At 68.7% G+C, this 17569-nt stretch carries 14 protein-coding genes and 2 pseudogenes; 7 read left to right on the forward strand and 9 right to left on the reverse strand.

The genetic code is table 11. The annotated features are described in order from the left end of the window. Nucleotides 1-161: 161 nt before the first annotated feature. The 3 genes and pseudogenes from OG381_RS00735 to OG381_RS00740 all read right to left on the reverse strand — a co-directional run bounded on the left by OG381_RS00735 (nucleotide 162) and on the right by OG381_RS00740 (nucleotide 2719). Nucleotides 162-1385: a phospholipase D-like domain-containing protein gene (locus OG381_RS00735; protein ID WP_327714105.1), complete on the reverse strand. Its 1224-nt coding sequence runs from the start codon at nucleotides 1383-1385 to the stop codon at nucleotides 162-164. A 352-nt stretch (nucleotides 1386-1737) separates the two neighbouring features. Continuing rightward, nucleotides 1738-1923: pseudogene (locus tag OG381_RS49435) on the reverse strand (SUKH-3 domain-containing protein); the annotation flags it as partial. Nucleotides 1924-2026: 103 nt separating this feature from the next. After that, a complete protein-coding gene (locus OG381_RS00740) occupies nucleotides 2027-2719 on the reverse strand; it encodes a TetR/AcrR family transcriptional regulator (RefSeq protein WP_327714106.1) in 693 nt (230 codons plus the stop codon). A gap of 70 nt (nucleotides 2720-2789) precedes the next feature. On the opposite strand from OG381_RS00740, the gene OG381_RS00745 reads away from it, so the two are divergent. The 5 genes and pseudogenes from OG381_RS00745 (at nucleotide 2790) to OG381_RS00765 (ending at nucleotide 7879) form a co-directional block, all read left to right on the forward strand. After that, nucleotides 2790-3905, forward strand: coding sequence for an FAD-dependent oxidoreductase (locus OG381_RS00745; protein ID WP_327714107.1), 1116 nt, complete (start codon nucleotides 2790-2792; stop codon nucleotides 3903-3905). A gap of 255 nt (nucleotides 3906-4160) precedes the next feature. After that, a pseudogene (locus OG381_RS00750) lies at nucleotides 4161-4795 on the forward strand (IS256 family transposase); the annotation flags it as partial. A 193-nt stretch (nucleotides 4796-4988) separates the two neighbouring features. Beyond that, nucleotides 4989-6524: a hypothetical protein gene (locus OG381_RS00755; RefSeq protein ID WP_327714108.1), complete on the forward strand. Its 1536-nt coding sequence runs from the start codon at nucleotides 4989-4991 to the stop codon at nucleotides 6522-6524. A gap of 57 nt (nucleotides 6525-6581) precedes the next feature. Next, entirely contained in the window at nucleotides 6582-7043 is a 462-nt protein-coding gene (locus OG381_RS00760; RefSeq protein ID WP_327714109.1) for a helix-turn-helix domain-containing protein, read from the forward strand. A 617-nt stretch (nucleotides 7044-7660) separates the two neighbouring features. Further along, nucleotides 7661-7879: a helicase associated domain-containing protein gene (locus OG381_RS00765; protein ID WP_443061847.1), complete on the forward strand. Its 219-nt coding sequence runs from the start codon at nucleotides 7661-7663 to the stop codon at nucleotides 7877-7879. A 44-nt stretch (nucleotides 7880-7923) separates the two neighbouring features. Here the strand turns inward: OG381_RS00765 and fxsT are convergent, their stop codons facing one another. Further along, nucleotides 7924-10635, reverse strand: coding sequence for an FxSxx-COOH system tetratricopeptide repeat protein (gene fxsT, locus OG381_RS00770; protein ID WP_327714111.1), 2712 nt, complete (start codon nucleotides 10633-10635; stop codon nucleotides 7924-7926). Further along, entirely contained in the window at nucleotides 10632-11063 is a 432-nt protein-coding gene (locus OG381_RS49440; protein ID WP_443061848.1) for a tetratricopeptide repeat protein, read from the reverse strand. The genes fxsT and OG381_RS49440 overlap by 4 nt, the downstream gene beginning before the upstream one ends. A 92-nt stretch (nucleotides 11064-11155) precedes the next feature. Here OG381_RS49440 and OG381_RS00775 point away from each other — a divergent pair, with 92 nt between their 5' ends. Together OG381_RS00775 and OG381_RS00780 are read left to right on the forward strand one after the other, a co-directional pair. Continuing rightward, nucleotides 11156-12217, forward strand: a complete 1062-nt coding sequence (locus OG381_RS00775) for a substrate-binding domain-containing protein (protein WP_327714112.1) — start codon at nucleotides 11156-11158, stop codon at nucleotides 12215-12217. Next, on the forward strand, nucleotides 12214-13239 hold the full coding sequence (locus OG381_RS00780) for a LacI family DNA-binding transcriptional regulator (protein WP_327714113.1): 1026 nt from the start codon (nucleotides 12214-12216) through the stop codon (nucleotides 13237-13239). The genes OG381_RS00775 and OG381_RS00780 overlap by 4 nt, the downstream gene beginning before the upstream one ends. Nucleotides 13240-13313: 74 nt before the next feature. Here OG381_RS00780 and OG381_RS00785 read toward each other — a convergent pair whose 3' ends face one another. The 4 genes from OG381_RS00785 to OG381_RS00800 all read right to left on the reverse strand — a co-directional run bounded on the left by OG381_RS00785 (nucleotide 13314) and on the right by OG381_RS00800 (nucleotide 17534). Next, nucleotides 13314-13586: a substrate-binding domain-containing protein gene (locus OG381_RS00785; protein WP_327714114.1), complete on the reverse strand. Its 273-nt coding sequence runs from the start codon at nucleotides 13584-13586 to the stop codon at nucleotides 13314-13316. After that, nucleotides 13583-14080 carry a LacI family DNA-binding transcriptional regulator gene (locus tag OG381_RS00790; protein WP_327714115.1) on the reverse strand — a complete coding sequence of 166 codons (498 nt, stop codon included), beginning with the start codon at nucleotides 14078-14080 and terminating at the stop codon, nucleotides 13583-13585. Before OG381_RS00790 ends, OG381_RS00785 begins: the two co-directional genes overlap by 4 nt. Nucleotides 14081-14123: 43 nt before the next feature. Then, the gene (locus OG381_RS00795) at nucleotides 14124-15656 is read right to left on the reverse strand and encodes an alpha-N-arabinofuranosidase (protein ID WP_327714116.1); all 1533 of its coding nucleotides are present in this window, start codon (nucleotides 15654-15656) and stop codon (nucleotides 14124-14126) included. A gap of 120 nt (nucleotides 15657-15776) precedes the next feature. Then, nucleotides 15777-17534, reverse strand: coding sequence for a cellulase family glycosylhydrolase (locus tag OG381_RS00800; protein WP_327714117.1), 1758 nt, complete (start codon nucleotides 17532-17534; stop codon nucleotides 15777-15779). Between the last annotated feature and the right edge of the window lie 35 nt (nucleotides 17535-17569).

Raw genomic sequence — 17569 nt, forward strand, 5'->3', positions numbered from 1 at the left:
ACCCCATGGCGGAACACACCTGGCGGGCCGGAGACCGGAGACAGCGGGTCGTGATCGGGTACACCACGGCCGGGGACGCGACCAAAGCCTGCGCGTTTGTGGATTCTTATGCGGGAATTCGCTGGCGCCGCGCTGACCTGGCAGCAAGAGCCTGCGAGATGTCACAGGAACCGGCGGATGGGCTGGACGGCCACTTCACGAGCCCGCTGGAGGACAGAGCGTCTCTTCCACCGGCCCGCCCGGATCAGTTCACTGGCCGCCGCGTCAGCGTCGAAGTGCTCGTCCAGGGTCGCGGTGAACTCCGGGTCCAGGACGGCGAGCATGACCTCCTCGTCGTGGTCGAGGGAGCGACGGTTGAAGTTCGTCGAGCCGATGAGGGCGGCGACGCGGTCGACGGTGATGACCTTGGTGTGCATCATCGTCGGCTGGTACTGGTAGATCTTCACCCCGCACGCGGTGAGGTTCTCGTAAAAGTGCTGCCCGGCGAGCTGGCAGACCCGCTTGTCAGTGTGCGGCCCGGGCAGCACGATCTCCACCTCGACGCCGCGTCGCGCGGCGGCGCACAGCAGCTCGATGAAGTACGAGTCCGGGGAGAAGTAGGCGGTGGCCAGGCGGAAGCGTTCCTCGGCCGATGCCAGCATCACGTGTATGAGGGTCTGCATGTCCTGCCAGCCGAAGCTGGCCGAGCCGCGCACCACCTGCACGATCGCGTCCCCCTGCGGGCGGTGGCCGATGAACCGGTCCCTCTCGTTGAAGAGTTCGTCGTGGCACTCGGCCCAGTTCTGCGCGAACGCGGCGGCGATGCCGTCCACCGCCGGCCCGCGGACCTCGACGTGGGTGTCGCGCCACTCGTGCGGGTTGCGGGCGTTTCCGCACCACTCCTGCGCGATCCCCACCCCGCCGGTGAAGGCGGTCTCCTCGTCGACGACGAGGACCTTGCGGTGGCAGCGGTGGTTCTGCTTGAGCGGGGAGAGGTAGAGCGGCTTGCGGAACCACGCCACCTGCACCCCCGCCCGCTCCATCGCCTCAAGCTGATCCGTCTCGATCAGCCGGCTGCCGAATCCGTCCAGCAGCAGTCGCACCCTGAGCCCGGCACGGGCGCGCTCAGCGAGGGTCTGGGCGAACTCGCGAGCGATGTCGCCCTTCCAGTAGACGAAGGTCATCATGTCGACCGTGTGCTCGGCGGACCGGATCGCGGTCAGCATCGCTGGGAATATCTCGTCCCCGTTGCGCAGCACAGTCAACGCATTGCCCTCGGTCGCGGCGATCCCGATCAGCCGCTCCAGACGTCTCCGTATCCGCGCCACGCGGTCCTCGGCGGAGGCTTCGCCTGGTGCTCCGGTGAGGGGCACGGCCGACTCGGGCGGTTCCTGGACACTGGTCATGGCATTCCCTTGCCGGAACACGACGAGGAAGCCTTCGGACCGCGATGCCCGGTCCGGCGCGGGCTGAGCAGCGAGCCGACTGTACCCGGGGCCCCTGGCACCGGACCTGGCGCATGCGCCGTGACTGGCGGGGCAGGCGGGGCAGGCAATCGGCGAGCCAGTCCGCCTGCGCCGCACGACTGCCGCCCCCATCGCCGTCCACCACGTAGGCCAACGCCTCCATGAAGTTAGAACCCAGAGGCCAGAAGCACTTCGGCCCCACGGCGATGACGCGACCGCTGGCTGAGATGTACGCAAGGAACTGGCTCGACCACATGCCCAGAGGGCTGCAATTCTCTCCGTGGTGACCAGGGACACGGCTCGAGGAAACCCTGATCATCAGTTCGCCGAACTCGGCCCAGACCGCTACCGCCACGTCGTTCAGTTCGAACCCGACACCCGTCAGTTGCCGCGTCCAGCCCGCAATGGCGATCTTGCGATCTGCTCTCCACCCAGCAGCACCAAGCGCGTCCAGCACCGACGGACTGCAAGCCGCCATCCACTCACTGATGTGTTCTATGCGCCCTCCCACTCGACACCTCGCTATCAGCCGGTCAGGTCCGAGCGACCCCGACCTCGCTCACATTCGCCAGGGCTGAGCGTCACGCCGACGGCCGGGTGAGCTGGGCGGCCACGGCGTCGAGGACCCACTCCAGGCCGGTCGCGAAGGATGTCTCGGCGTCCACGTCCGTGCCGTCGTACACGGCCTTGGCCAGCGCCGGGAAGCGGCCCGTGGCCAACACTCTCGTCAAGTGCGGGCCACGGGCGCGTTGCCAGTCGTGCTTGGACATGCCCGTGGAACGCTCGGCCCGCAGATTCGTGATCTCGCGCCTGATCGCGCCCGTGAAGTAGGCGCTGACAGTCTCCACGGCGCGCATGACAGTGTCGATGTCGGCAAGGCCGTCGAGGGCCGACAGGGTGGACTCGGCCACGGCGAGGCCGTTCGGACCCAGGGCCGGGCGGCCGCCGAGCAGGTCGGCCAGCCATTCATGACGGAGGGCGGCCTGCCTGGTGCGGTGGGCGAGGACGCGCAGCGCCTCCCGCCAGTCGCCGGGCTGCTCCTCGGGGAGGATCTCGGCCTGGACCTTGTCCACCATGAGGTCGAACAGCTCCTCCTTGGTGGAGATGTATCCGTACAGCCGCATCGGGCCGGCCTCCAACCGGGCGGCGACCTTACGCAACGACACCGCCGCAAGGCCGCCCTCGTCGGCCAGCGCGATGGCGGCGGCGACGATCCGCTCCCGGTCGAGCGGCACGGGGCGAGTCGGCGGCTCCGGCCGGTCCCACACGGTCATGATCACTCCGAACTATTGCGATGTATCGACTGTTGCGATGCATCGTAGCGAGCAAATACAGTGTATCGACATGAGACATCGTATCGCTGTGGTCGGGAGCGGCCCCGCCGGCCTTACCTTCGCCCGCGTCCTGCACCGTCATGGTCACGCCGCCACCGTCCTTGAACGCGATCCCGCCCCCGACGCCCGCCCCCCGGGCGGCACGCTGGACCTGCACGAAGGGCTGGGCCAGCTGGCGCTGGACAAGGCAGGGCTGCTGTCGGAGTTCCAGGCGCTGTCCCGTCCCGAGGGGCAGGCCATGCGCATCCTGGACACGGACGGGACCGTGCTTCGCGACTGGCAACCCCGTCCAGATGTCCGGGCCAATCCCGAGATCGACCGCGGGCAACTCCGTGACCTGCTGCTCGGCCCTCTCGACGTCCAGTGGGGCCGGGGTGTGACGGAGGTAGTGCCGGGAAGCCGGGATGGCGTGCTGGTCCATTTCGCGGACGGGCGCCAGGAGACGTTCAACCTCGTGGTCGGCGCGGACGGCGCCTGGTCCCGGGTCCGCCCGGCGGTCTCGTCCGTGACGCCGCAGTACACCGGCGTCACCTATGTCGAGACCTCCCTGGACGACATCGACACCCGCCGCCCCGACCTCGCCCGGTTGATCGGCGACGGTTCCCTGGCTGTGTACGGCGTGAACCGAAGCCTCGTCGCCCAGCGCAACAGCGGCGGCCACGTCAAGGTGTACGCCAAGTTCCGCGCGCCGCTGGACTGGCACAAGAACCTGGACCTGGCCGTCGAGGCCGTGCGATCGAGCCTGCTGGCGCTGTTCGACGGCTGGGCTGCTCCCGTCCTCGACCTGCTCCACTACGGCACCGCTTTCGTCCACCGCCCCCTTTACGTCCTGCCCGTGTCCCACACCTGGACCCACGTCCCCGGGGTGACGCTACTGGGCGATGCCGCCCATCTGATGCCCCCATTGGGGGCGGGCGCGAACCTCGCGATGCTGGAAGGCGCCGAACTCGCCGAGTCCATCGCCACCGGCCCTTCAGATCTGGACGAGGCCCTCCGCGCCTTCGAGGAACAGATGTGGGCACGGGCCAGCAGGTGGGCGAAGATCACGACGGCCGGTCTGGAACGCCTCGTGAGCCCGGACCCCGCCGAAGCCCTCGCCCTCTTCGACCAGGTCCAGCCATCCTGACTGCCAAGCGCGAGAGCACCAGAACTGCAAAACCACCGTTAGACGAACGCACGGATGCCTGCACCGAACACAGCCCTCAGCCCGCTACTGCCCAAAGCCGGTCCGATCCTCCTCGCGGGCCTGTTCGAGAAGTCGGGCTTCGAGATCGGCGATGCGCTTCTCGGCGATCGGCGCCCGCTCCAACCTGCGGCTTCGAGTCGCTCCTGGAGTGAACGGTGTTGTCGGTGCCGGGAGTGTCCGGGCCGGCCGGTCGCGGCCCGTCCGGCTCGGCCGGGCCGGACACCGCGGCTGACAGCCAAGTACTGGCTGCACGTGTTCACCGAGCTGAAGAACCGCGGCCTGGACGACGTGCTCATGCTTGTCTGCGACGGGCTCAAAGGACTCCCCGAGGCCGTGGAGACCATCTGGCCACGCACAATCGTCCAGACGTGCGTCGTTCACCTGCTGCGCAATTCGTTCCGATACGCCGCCCGCCAGGACTGGGACAAGGTCGCAGGAGCTCTCAAACGCGTCTACACCGCACCCAGCGAGGACGCCGCGACGGAGCGGTTCCTGGAGTTCCAGGAATCCTGGGGCCGGAAGTATCCGGCGATCGTGAAGCTGTGGTCGGATGCCTGGGCCGAGTTCGTGCCCTTCCTCCTTCGACGTCGAGATACGCAAGGTCGTCTGCAGCACGAACGCGATCGAGAGCGTCAACGCACGCATCCGCAGGTCCGTCCGCGCCCGCGGGCACTTCCCCCACGAGGCCGCGCCCTCAAGTGCATCTACATGGCCTGATGAGCCTGGATCCGACGGGCAAGGGCCGCAAGCGGTGGACCATGCGCTGGAAAGCACCTCTCAACGCGTTCCAGATCGCTTTCGAGTGCCGCCTGATCCCGAGCAACAACTGACCACCGAACAACCAAGATCAGCCGTTAAAGTTAAATTGACACACCCCACCCCTGGACGAAGTCATCGTCCAACTGGTCGCGCAGTTGCGGGGGTTCCGGCCCGTCATCGTGGTCTTCCCTGTCAAGTTCTTCTGTTCAGCTTCTGGACGCCCGTGGCTTCACGTAGCTTTTCGCCGCTGCGAAGATCACTGCCATGACCATCTCGTTCCGCATCCATCGAATCCTCGGTGACCGGCCCTTCGCCGAGGTCGGTGATCCAGTCCTCGCCGTCGACGACGAGCGCCGCGGCTTGTTGGCAGTGGCAGGCACACACGTGGCGGTGGCGGGCGTCCCCGACTTCGGCAGCATCGCGCCTGTCGGTGTCTACGAGACCGGCAATCTGGCTTGCCGGGCCCTTCTCCGTGCGCGGTATCCGGTACATGCTATGGCTTTCCATCCCCGGCTCCCCCTGCTTGCCGTCGGTACAGGCGGCTACGACGGCGGTTTCTTCTTCGAAGGGGAACTGCTCCTTCTGGACCTGGAAACAGGCAGGAGCACATCGCTCATAGAGCACGAACTCGGCCGCCAGGTCCTGGGCCTGGAGTGGCTCAGCGAGCAGGAACTACGCGTACTGATGGCGCCGTATGACGACTGGCAGGACGAAGACGCGCGGAATGAGGGGCACGTTGCGGTAGTGCGCCGGCCCGACTGGAGGGCCGTACCGCCCCGGTCGCTCACCGAGCACGACTTGACCGGACCACGAATAGCGGCCCCGCGCACCGATCGTCGAGAAGAAGCACGTCAGGCGGTCTCCATCCTGAGTAGCGAATGGGACCCGCGTCGCAACGTCCGCGCAGTCGAGGAGCTGTCCGACGGCAGGATCGTGGCGACCCTCGACGGGATCCAGTTGGAAGCCTGGTTGCCCTCAGGACAGCGACAATGGGCTGTTCAGGACGACGGTGGCGGCCGCGACCTTGTCGTAGCCGCAGATGAGCGATCGGCCTGGGTCGGCCTGATGCGGCCCCCATGGCAGGAACACGCTCAGGCCGTGGTTCGACTGGCGCTCCAGGACGGGGCGCGGCTCGACCGCTTCACTCCGACCGGCGGCGCGGTGTCCCTGGTGCGATGTGCTGACGGCCTACCCGCCCTTGCACCCGCCGGCAGGAACGGAGCGCGAAGCAGATTGCGTATCCGGCGTGGCAGCCGGGTCTACTTCCGGGAAAGTGTCCCCAGGAAAAACGGACAGAAAGCCGGATCAGGTGAAACCTGGCTCGCGGCAGTGGAACCGAAGAGCAAACCGGTCGCCGAACGTCCGCGTGAGCCCAGTAAGGCGGAGATCCGTCGCCTGTCTCCCTACTCCTGGAATCCTGGCGAGACACATTTCGCAGGTCCCGGCGTGGAGACCGCAGACGGCGACCTGATCCATGCCGGCACTGTCTACCACGCCCACGGATTGCAGCCAGGTGGATCGTTCGTCGTACGGCGCACAGTGGCCGCAGAGAAGCCGCCATGGGTATTCCGGACAGACCGGAAAGCCACGGACCTCGACTGCGACACGGAATCCGTCTACGTCACATACGACGACGGCGAGCTCGTCATACTCGATCTCCATGACGGCAACGTCCGCTGGCGCCAACACCTGGTTGTGGCCGAAGTGCCCGTCGTGGCGACCGCGCTGACCGTCACCGAACCCGGCCGCCTGCTCATCGGTACCACTGACGGACGACTCCTGGACTGCTCGACCTTCTAAGCGGTCTGGGTGATGTCGGCTGCGGTGTGTGGGCAGGCGTCCTGCGGGAGGGACGCGATGCCGAAGAACCTCCATGTCGAGCTGACCGATGATCAGCGTCGTGACCTGCGTGAGCTATTGGGCCGACGCGGCCTGGCCCGGCATACCCGGCTGCGTGCGGACTGCGTCCGGCTGCTCGACTGGGGAAGGACGGTGACCGAGGTCGACGACCTGCTGGAGTGCAACCCGGTCACTGTCCGTGGCGCTGTCCACCGCTTCGAGAAGGGCGGGCTGGACGCGCTGCCGGACGCGCCCCGGCCCGGTCGGCACGCCAGGATCCTGAATCCCGAGGACCGCGCCGAGCTGGTCGACCCGCTGGACGGATCGGCCGCCGCAGGGGTCGTCACCTGGACCACCCCGCCCTGCGTGACTGGCTCCGCGACGAGCAGGGTGTGGAAACCTCCGCGGCCAAGGAGGCTTGCTGAGGTGGCCCAGCCCGCTGGAATCAGGCTTGCCCAAGGAGCGTGGGCGACGCGCTGACCCGCCGTCAGTGGTCCCGGTCGCCTGCCACCGCATCGACCGCGAATCCGACGACGAAGCTGGTGACGGCGAACAGCACCAGCATGATCACCCACAAACCGGCAGCGAGCACGCCCACGCCCATCGGCAGGGACCGCAGCAGAATCCTCCGCGTGCTCGTACGTGCCTGCTCATCTCTGCTCTCGGAACGAGCCCATCATCCTGACGACCTTGATCTTGCGCCAGTTTCGGGTCGTTCTACCCAGCCCAGTGCCGACGAGGCAGTAACGGGCGGCGACCCGCAAGACACGTGAGAACGCCGCACGCCGCGCAAACGGGGAGACTGGCGTCTCCTATGCCGGGGAGCTGTCCGAGAGCCGCATGGAGGCACTCAACGAGATCGACTCCGGGTGGGCGCCGGAGGGGTGGGAGATCAGCTGGCAGCGCAGCTACCGGTTGTTGCTCGCGCACATGCAGGCAGGCGGGCCGCGTCCGGCCGGGCCATCGTCGTCCGGAGCAAGGACCTCGGAGTGTGGCTCGCCGGCCAAACGGCTGGATGGGACAAGCTGACACCGGCCCAGCACTACCTCCTCGAGAGTCCCGGTGTCGACCCCGAGCATGGACCAAAGCTCCGGCCGGTGAGGAAGTCCCAGGATGAGCTGTGGGAACGCGCCATGACCGCCGCACAACAGTTCCACGCCCGCGAAGGACACCTCCGCGTACCCCGCCAGCACCGGGAGGACGTCGACGGCGAGCTGCTCGGGCTGGGGTCGTTCGTCGCCAACGCCGGCCCCCGGGCCGCCAAACTGAGTGCGGAACGCCGTGAGGCTCTCAGCGCGTTGGACATGCGCTGGTAGACGGTGCAGGGCGGCAGAACACAGGACTGATTTCATTCACCCGCTCATGGCTCTCCCCGCCCCTTCACCAACCTCTGCACCCAGGCAGCAGTACGGCGGGTCTCAGGGTGATCCTCACCTAGCACCCGCCGCCGACGCTCAAGCGTTTCCTCGCCCAGAGCACGCGCCTCTTCCACGCGACCCACGTCCCGCAGATACACGGCCAGATTGTTCGCGGTGTTCAGTGTGTCCGGGTGCTCCGATCCCAACACCCGACGCTGCACCTCCAACGCCTCCTCGCCCAACGCCACCGCATCCTCCACCCGACCCACAGACGCCAACCAGATGGCCAGGTTCGACGCCGTGTGCAGCGTGGCCCGGTGCTCCAACCCCAACACCCGACGCTGCGCCGCCAACGTCTCCTCCCCCAACACCATCGCATCCTCCACCCGACCCACAGACGCCAACCAGATGGCCAGGTTCGACGCCGTGCGCAGTGTGTCCGGATGCTCCAACCCCAACACCCGACGCCGCGCCGCCAACGTCTCCTCCCCCAATACCATCGCATCCTCCACCCGACCCACAGACGCCAGATCGGCGGCCAGGTTGGACGCCGTGCGCAGCGTGGCCGGATGCTCCAACCCCAACACCCGACGCTGCACCTCCAACGTCTCCTCCCCCAACACCACCGCGTCCTCCACCCGACCCACAGACGTCAACTGGATGGCCAGTGCGGTCGCCATGAGCAGTGTGTGCGGATGCTCCGACCCCGACACCTGACGGCGCGTCTGCAGCGTCTTCTCGTCCAGCGCGAGGGCTTCCTCATACCGTCCCAGCTCCCACAGCCGAACGGCATAGCTGTGAGCGCTGGCCAGGGTCACGGGGTGGTCGTCACCATGAAGGCGTCGGTACCGGACGAGGGTGTCTTCGTCCAGGGCGCGGGCGCGTTCGTGATCCTGGGTGCCGCTGTAGGCGAAGGCGAGGTTGTGGGCGGCCCGCAGGGTGTCCTCGTGGTCCGGGCCCAGCTGCTCAAGGCACGTGTCATACAGCCGTTGCAGCCGTTCCCGGGCCGGACGGGCCTGAGCGCGGTCCATCAGATACCAGCACGCCTCCCCCACCACAAACCGCCCCCGGCTGCTAGTGAGCCGGGCAGGGTCGAGGGCCAGGGCGTGCGGGAGCAGAACCTGCCAAGCCGGCCAGAACCGCGGCTCACCGGCCCGACCGGGGTTGGCCGCCGTCAGGAGCGCTTCGGCATCGGCCACCGCCTGGTCGTGCTCTTGGCTGGTCATCTGACCCGCGAGCATCTCCTGGGTGAGGCGGTGCAGCTGCAGGGTGCCGCCCTGGACGCGGGCCAGACCGTGCCGGGCGACCGCCTCCACCGCCCCCACCGCCGCCAGCCGCGAACCCACCGTCTCCTTCAGGAGCGGGGAAGTCTGGTCGGGGAGGTGACCGGCGCAGGTGGTGAGGGCGAAAGGTTCCGGTGCCAGCAGGGCCAGCGCCTCCACCACCGCAGCGGCCCCGGGGTGGTCGGTCGCCAGGCGGGTGCGGGTCAGGCGGACCTGCGCGGCCAACGCGGTCGGGTAGCCGGGCGGATGGGCTTGCGCCATCACCTGGACCAGGTTCGCCGCCAGCTCCTCCTTCAGGTCCGCCGCCGACAGACCCCGGGTCAGCAGCGCGGCCGCCTGCGCGAGGGCGAGCGGAAGGTCGTCCAGGACAGCGGCGATGTTGTCGGCGTCCGCGTCAGCCAGGACCGCGCCCTGGGCGCGCAGCAACGCCACCGACTCGGCGCGGGAGAGTGTGTCGACGTCGAGAGGGACTGCGTAGCTGTTCCAGTGCGGGTTGCGGGAGGTGATCAGCACGTGTCCGGGGCCGCCCGGCAGGAACGCAGCGAGCGCGTTGGGGTCTTCGGCGTTGTCGAACACCAGCAGCCAGCGCGAGCGTGTCCGCAGTTCGGCAAGCAGCGCGGAGACCGCGTCGGCGGACGGTGTGCCCGCGGGCGCGGCACCCGTGTGCAGGGCCAGCGCGGCCAGCTGGTCGGGGATGAGCGCGGGGTCTTCCGAGGCCACCCACCACACCAGCTCGTACTCGCCCGCAAACCGGTAGGCGTACTCGATCGCGAGTTGCGTCTTACCCACCCCGCCACGGCCGTGCAGGGCCTGCACTGCCACCCGGCTGTCCGCCGCCAGGGCCTGGCGTAACTGGACCAGGAGGGTGTCGCGGCCAGTGAAGGACGCGTTGCGGGCAGGCAGGTTCCACACCCGCGGCAGACTCCCCGGCAGACGCGGGCTACTGGCGCCCACCTGCCGCAACACCCCGCCACGGTCCGGGGCGGGCCCGGGGAAGGGCGGCTCGACGGTCGGCCGGGACGGGCCGTCGACCGCCTCCAGCAACACCCTGCGCGCCTCCACCGGGCTCAGGCCGAACAGGTCCCGGCACAGCAGCTGGCGCAGGATCGCCGGCGGCTCCACCGCGGAAAGGCGGACCGGGGTGATCTTCTCCCGCATCGCCACCATCGCCGTCCACTCCGGCGTCGTGAACCGCTCCGGCTCGAAATACGCAGGAGAGAACAACGCCAGCAGCCGCCCCCGCTCGAGGGCAGCGTTCATCTTCACCACGAAGTTGTCGCCCGCACCCCAGTCCCAGTAGTCCAGCTCCACCTGGTGCCCGGCGTCGAGCAGCTGCCAGCCGACCCACTCCGCCCACGCCCGATCCGCACCCGCATGACTGATGAACCACACCTGGTCCGACGTGCTGTCAGACGCCCCCGTATCAGTCATCCGTGCCCCCGCACCGTGCCGCTGTACGTCACCAACCACCCTATGACCAGCGGCCCTTGACCGGCCCCGCGTTCACCAGCATCCATCCCCGGCATCGGGGGGCCGGGTGGCGGGGTCACTACGGGGTCCCTACCCGGCCCCGGACGCTCCGGTTCTTCGCCCAACGACTCCAGCCACCTGGCTGTCGTCTGGGTATCGGGGTGGCCTTCTCCCAGCACCCGACGCCGCGCTGCCAGCGTCTCCTCCGCCAACACCACCGCCTCCTCCACCCGACCCATATCCGCCAACCAGATCGCCGGGTTCGACGCCGTGCCCAGCGTGTCCGGATTCTCCAACCCCAACACCCGACGCCGCGTCTGTAGTGTCTTCTCGTCCAGGGCGAGCGCTTCCTCGTGCCGATCCCTGCCCGGTGCCGTGAAGTGCCACAATGGCCCCGGCAGGCAGGCAGGCCGCTCCTAGGCCGGGCCTGTCGGGCAAGGGCGGCGGTCGTGGACGCACCGGTGTGAACCAGGAGGCGAATGTGACGGACAAAGGCGAGGGCGAGGACCTGGCCGCTCCGGGCGACACTCGGAGGTCCATCACGATCGCCTGCATGACCGATCCCGCCGACCTCCCGGCTCCGACCCCGGCCCCGCAGCCGCCGACGCCGACACCGTCGGACGACCACCACGCCCTGCCGGAGCGCACCCGCGCCTGCGTGGAGGAACTGCTGCGGCACCACGGCGCCGACCGGCCGGGTGACAACAGCGAGCTCGTCGAGCTGGTTTTTCACGAGCTGACGAACATGTGGAGCGAGGAGATCCTGCAGGGTATCGAAGCCGTCGCGCGGGAGCAGCGGGTCGGGCTCGTGGTGAGCGGATTCGCGGCCCGTTCCGGTGAGCTGCTGCCCCTGCGCGCCGGAGCCCCCTGCCTGTCGGTGCGGCCCCTCCCGGCCTCGGCGCTCGAGCAGCTGACGGCGCAGGGCATCCCCTTCGTCGTCTACGACCCGATCACCGAGCTGTCGCAGGGCACTCCCTATATCGGCTCCACGAACTTCCGCGGCGGCCAAGCGGCGACGCGGCACCTGCTGGGGCTCGGGCACCGCCGCATCGCCATGATCAACGGTCCTGACCACCCCTACTGCGTGGCCCGGCAGGCCGGCCACCTCGCCGCGCTGGCCGAGGCCGGCCTGTCCCCGGAGCCCGGGCTGACGCCTTGGACGCCCATCACCTTCGAGGACGGCCATGCGACCGCACGGCAGCTGCTCTCGCTCCCCGACCCGCCGACCGCGATCTTCGCCGCTTCCGACATGCAGGCGCTCGGCGTCTACCAGGCCGCCAGGGAGCTGGGGCTGTCCATTCCCGGCGATCTGAGCGTCGTAGGCTTTGACGATCTGCCGGTCGCGGCGCTGCTCGATCCTCCGCTGACCACGGTGTACCAGCCGCTGCGGGAGATGGCAGCCACCGCCGCCGGCCTGGCGCTCGCGCTGGGCCGGGGCGGGGAACTGCCCCAGACCGGGGTGGAGATCGCCACCGCACTGGTGGTCCGCCAGAGCACCGCGCCTCCGCGGCAGCACGGCGCCACGACGAACGGGACGGCATGAAGGCGACGGACGACCGGGCGGAAGCGGGCGCGGAAGCGGGCGCCGTCACGATCGCGTACATCGCAGAATCGGCGGGCGTCTCCATTCCGACCGTGTCCAAGGTGCTCAACCGGCGCGGCGGCGTCTCGGACCAGACCCGCGCGCGCGTCGAGGAACTCATCACCCTCCACGGCTACCGCAAGCCGGTCGGCAACCGCAGCAACGTCGTGGAGCTGGTCTTCCGTGAGCTCGACAGCCTGTGGGCGGTTGAGGTCATCCGCGGGGTGGAGCGGGCAGCGCGCAAGCACCGGGCCGTGGTGATGGTCTCCGAGGTCCGCAGTGACGGCCCACCGGGGCGCTCGATCGAGGACACAGCCGGCCGCAGGCCGAACTGCGTCCTGGCGGTGAACCGGCTCTCGCCGGAGGAACGCGAGCAGCTGACCGCGGCGGGCATTCCCTTCGTCATCATCGATCCGCTCGACGACCTCCCCGACGAGGTGCCGTTCGTGGGTTCCACCGGCTTCCGCGGCGGGCAGGCCGCGATGCGGCACCTGCTGGACCTGGGGCACCGCCGCATCGCCATGATCAGCGGCACCGGCCAGCCCGTCATCGTGCCCCGGCAGTCGGGCTTCCTCGCGGCGCTCGCCCAGGACGGACTGGCGCACGATCCCGAGCTGCTGGCCGTTTCCCCCTTCACTCGCGAGGGCGGCCGGGCCGCCGCGCTCGAGCTGCTCGCCCTCCCCGAGCGGCCCACCGCCTTCGTCACCGTCTCCGACCCGCAGGCGCTCGGCGTCTACCAGGCCGCCGGAGAACTCGGGCTGTCCGTCCCCCGCGACCTGAGCGTGGTCGGCTTCGACGACCTGCCGATCGCCTCATGGGCCGAGCCGCCGCTGACCACGGTGCACCAGCCCCTCAACGAGATGGCAGCCGCCGCGACCGAACTGGCGCTCGCCCTCGGCCGTCGCGAGGAGGTCCAGCAGGGCGGCACCGAGATCGCCACGACCCTCACCGTCCGCGGCAGCACGGCCCGGCCGAAGCGCTGAGCATGTCGTAGTGGTCCTCCCAGCCAAACCTGATGGCCGGTCAGCAGCTCTGTGTCGGGCGGGCGGCTGCCGGGTCAGCCGCTGGTCGACTCCCGTACCACCAGGGAGAAGTGGCTGACGAACTCCTCCCGGTCCTGCGGGAGCTCGGCCTGGCCGATCCTCCGGGCGAGGAGCGCGACCGCCCGCTCGGCCATGGCGCCGTGATCCGGATCGATGGTGGACAGTGAGGGGACGAGGAACTCGCTGCTCTCGACGTTGTCGAAGCCGATCACCTCGACCTGCTCGGGGACCTGCACCTCGACGTCGGCGAGACTGCGCAGCACGCCCATCGCCAGGGTGTCCGTCACGCAGACGCACCGTCGAAGCCGAGCCCGCTCTCCACCATCTCCCGGGCGCGCTGTGCACCCGCCCGCATCGTGAACGCTTCCATGCTCTGGGTCAGAGCGGGATCCACCCGCAGACCGGCATCCTCCAGTGCCTGCCGGTATCCGGTGTGGCGCAGGATGGACATGTCGGACAGCGCCGCCAGTTCGTTCTCGCGCAGCGCACCGGTCTGCTCGATGCTCACCCGCAGGTCGTACCGCACGGCCGCGGCGACGATGGCGGCAGCCAACTCGCCGTAGTACGCACTGTTGACCCCCGGAACGGCGAGACCGATGATGCCGGTCCGGCCCTTGCGCAGGTTGCGGGCTGCCAGATTGCCGCGGTAGTCGAGCCGGGCCATCGCCTCGAGGACCTTCTCCCGCGTCGCCCTGCGCACGTTCGGGTGATCATTGATGACATTGGAGACGGTCATCGCCGAGACCCCGGCGGCCTTCGCCACGCCCTGGATGGTTGCCACGTTTACCCTCGGTCGATGGTGGGCGCAGACGCAGCGGCAGGCCTCAGCGCAGGTGGGCCACGGGTGCCTGGATGGTGAGGAACGAGTGCGGGGGAATCGTCAGCACCATTCCCTGGCCGGTTGACTTCACCGCGTCGAACGGGCGCGGGGCAACCGCCTCGGGCATCTCCGCGGTGTTGTGGACCTGAAGCCGGTCCGCGGTCAGCAGGCGGCCGGTCGGCTCGCCGACGGAGCCGCCCCGCAGGTCGAGTGTCACCTCGGCGGCCTCCTCGGCGTCCAGGTTGGTCAGTGAGATCAGCACCGTGCCGTCCTTGATGCTGGCGGAGGCGGAGAGCGTGTCGAGTTCGCTGTCCCCCACCCGGCGCTGGGCGTTCTGGGCCTGCACGTGCACGGCGAGCGAGGTGGCGTCCTGATGGCCCTTGTTCATTTCGAAGACGTGGTACGTCGGGGTCAGGACCAGCGCGTCGCCGTCGGTGAGCAGCATGGCCTGCAGGACATTGACGGTCTGGGCGATGTTGGCCATGTACAGGCGTGCCGCGTGCCGGTGGAAGATGTCGAAGTGGGTGCTGGCCACGAGCGCGTCGCGCAGGGCGTTCTGCTGGAACAGGAAGCCCGGATTGGTGCCGGGTTCCGTGTCCCACCAGGTGCCCCACTCGTCCAGGACCAGCCCGACCCTGCGGCCCGGGTCATAGCAGTCCATGACCGTGGAATGGCCGGTGAGGATACGGTCGATCCGCTTGGCCTCCAGCATCGTGCGGTAGTAGTCGTCCGTGTCGAAGTCGGTGGCGCTGCCCTTCGCTTCCCACGGGCCGATCACCGTGTACTGGTGAACGGACAGGCCCTGGAAGAAGTTGCGGGGCGTTGCCTCGCAGCCGAAGCAGCCGATCTGCTGCATCAGCGTCTCGGTCCACTTGTAGTCGTCGCCGGTCGCGCCGGAGGCGATGCGGTACAGCGTGTTGCCGCTGTGGTCACGGCAGTACGTGGCGTACTGGCGGGCCAGATCGGCGGAATACTCCGCGCGCATGTTGCCGCCGCAGCCCCAGGTCTCGTTGCCGATACCCCAGAACTTCACCCGCCACGGCTCCTCCCGGCCGTTGGCCTTGCGCAGCCGCACCATCGGGCTGTCGCCGTCGCGGGTCAGGTACTCCACCCAATCGCTCATCTCCTGCACCGTGCCGGAGCCGACGTTGCCGCTGATGTACGGCTCCGCACCGAGCAGCTCGCACAGGGCCATGAACTCGTGGGTGCCGAAGTGGTTGTTCTCCTCCACGTTGCCCCAGTGGGTGTTGACCATGCGGGGGCGCTGGTCCCGGGGGCCGATGCCGTCCTTCCAGTGGTACTCGTCGGCGAAACAGCCGCCCGGCCAGCGCAGGTTCGGGATGTTCAGCGCGCGCAGAGCCTGCACGACATCCAGGCGGATACCCCCCTCGTTGGGTATCGGCGAGTCCTCCCCGACCCAGAAGCCGCCGTAGACACAGCGGCCGAGGTGTTCGGCGAAGTGACCGTAGAGGTGGCGGCTGATCGTCGGGCCCTCGATGTCGAGGTTGATGACAGCGGTGGCGGTGGCAGTGGGCACGGGGTGGCTCCAGGGAGTGGGATTTGTATCGATGGAAGGGGCGGCCACGAGGGCTCCTCGGGGCCTGGGGAGCCCCGGCCGTCGGAGGTCTCCGGCGGCCGGGGCGTGGTTGACGGATGGTCAGCCGACGGTGCCGGTCACCTTGCTGCCATTCTTGGTGACCTTGTAGGTGGCGGTCTGGCCGCTGTAGAAGTGGAAGACCAGCGTGGCCGTGTCGCCGTCACGCAGCGAGTTGAGGAACAGGGGGGTCAGCACGATCGTGCTGTTGGGGTAGTCGGGCGAGAACGTCTCGTTGAACGTCTGGTAGGGGGTCCAGTCGGTCGGGCCGGCGTTGGTGCCGTCGGCGTAGGTGGCGTGCATGGTCGCCAGGTTGTTGCCCCGGTACTGGGTGGGGATGGTCAGGCCGTCGGTGGTACCGGTGGCAGCCGCCACCGACGGGTTGTCGTTGGTGACGATGTCGATGTTCCACGGCACCCCGGTGGAGAACCGGGCCTGGACCGTGGCGTCGGTGCCGTAGGCGCGGCTGCCGACCAGGCGGGTCAGCGCACTGGCGGTGAAGGTCAGCGTGGTTCCGGAGACGGTGTATTCCCTGCCCGGGCGCAGCTTGGTGTTGCCCTGCCACACGCCCAGGAAGTGGGTGCCGTTGGGGTTCAGGGTGAGCGACTCGGCGGTGATCGGGGCGGACTTGGAGACGAAGAGCTTGTCGAAGGAGGCCGTGCCCGAGCGGGTGGTCCAGCTCGACTTGATCATCGCGATGATGTCCGGGTCACGCCACTGGAGCGTTTCACGGTTCAGGTAGTTGAAGGCGTCCCACAGGGCGGTGGTGACGCCGTACTTGCGCGCCGCGTATCCCAGATGCTCGTAGTACTTCAGCTGCTCGCCCCGCTCGACTGATTCGGGCCAGAAGTAGTTGGGGCTGGTCAACAGGCCGTACTCGCCGAGGTAGACCGGGATGCCCTTGTCGATGAAGGTGTCGTGCATATCGGCGAAGGAGTCGTCCAGGTATTTCTGGGCGATGTCGCCGTACAGGGTGCCGCCGGCGATGTTCGCGCTGAACGGGTAGTAGCTGTAGAAGTGCACGGTCGCCACCAGCTGGCTGTCGTGCAGGGAGTTGATGGTGGTGGACAGGTCGTCCAGGAGGGGCTGGGCGCCATCGCCGCCCACGGTGGGCAGGACGAGCATCCTGGTCGCGTTCGCCCCGCCCGAGGCGCGGACCACGGTGTGGAAGGAGACGTTCAGCTCGTTCAGGTACTGGGTCGCCTGCGCGGTCGTGGCACCGGGGAACCGCGGTTCGTTGATGCTCTCGAAGAGCAGGGTGCGCGGCTCGGACTTGAAGGCCTCGGAGATCTGCGACCAGGTGGAGGCGAAGCGGGCCATGACATTGTCGTGGTCCGTGACGATGTTGTTGACCCAATTCACCGAGTCGTGGTGGGCGTCGAGCACGACGTACAGGCCGTCGGCCTGCGCCCAGTCCACGACCTGCTTGACCCGGGCCACGAAGGTGGCATCGATGGTGTACGGCGCGGTGGCGGACTGGTGGGTGCCCCAGGTGACCGGGATGCGGACGCTGCGGAAGCCATTCGCGGCGATGGTGTCGAAGATCGCCTTGGTGGTCAGGGGGTTGCCCCAGGCGGTTTCAGTGGGGGCGTCCAGGGAGTTGCCCAGGTTCCAGCTGGGCTGCATCTGCGCCACGGCGTCGATGGCCTTGGCCGGGACGCGGACGACCGGGTGCCGCGCCGCGCCGTGATCGTCGGTGGCGCCGAAGGCGGCGGTGCCGGACAGGCCCAGCATGACGGCCAGGGCCGTCAGCAGGGCGGCCAGGCGGCCGAGGCCGCGGCCTCTGGCGCGCCGGTGCGCGGGTGGCTGGATGTCGCTCATGCCATGTGCCTTTCTCGAGATGAGTGGATCTCTGG

The organism is Streptomyces sp. NBC_00490, assembly GCF_036013645.1.
GTDB lineage: Bacteria > Actinomycetota > Actinomycetes > Streptomycetales > Streptomycetaceae > Streptomyces > Streptomyces canus_F.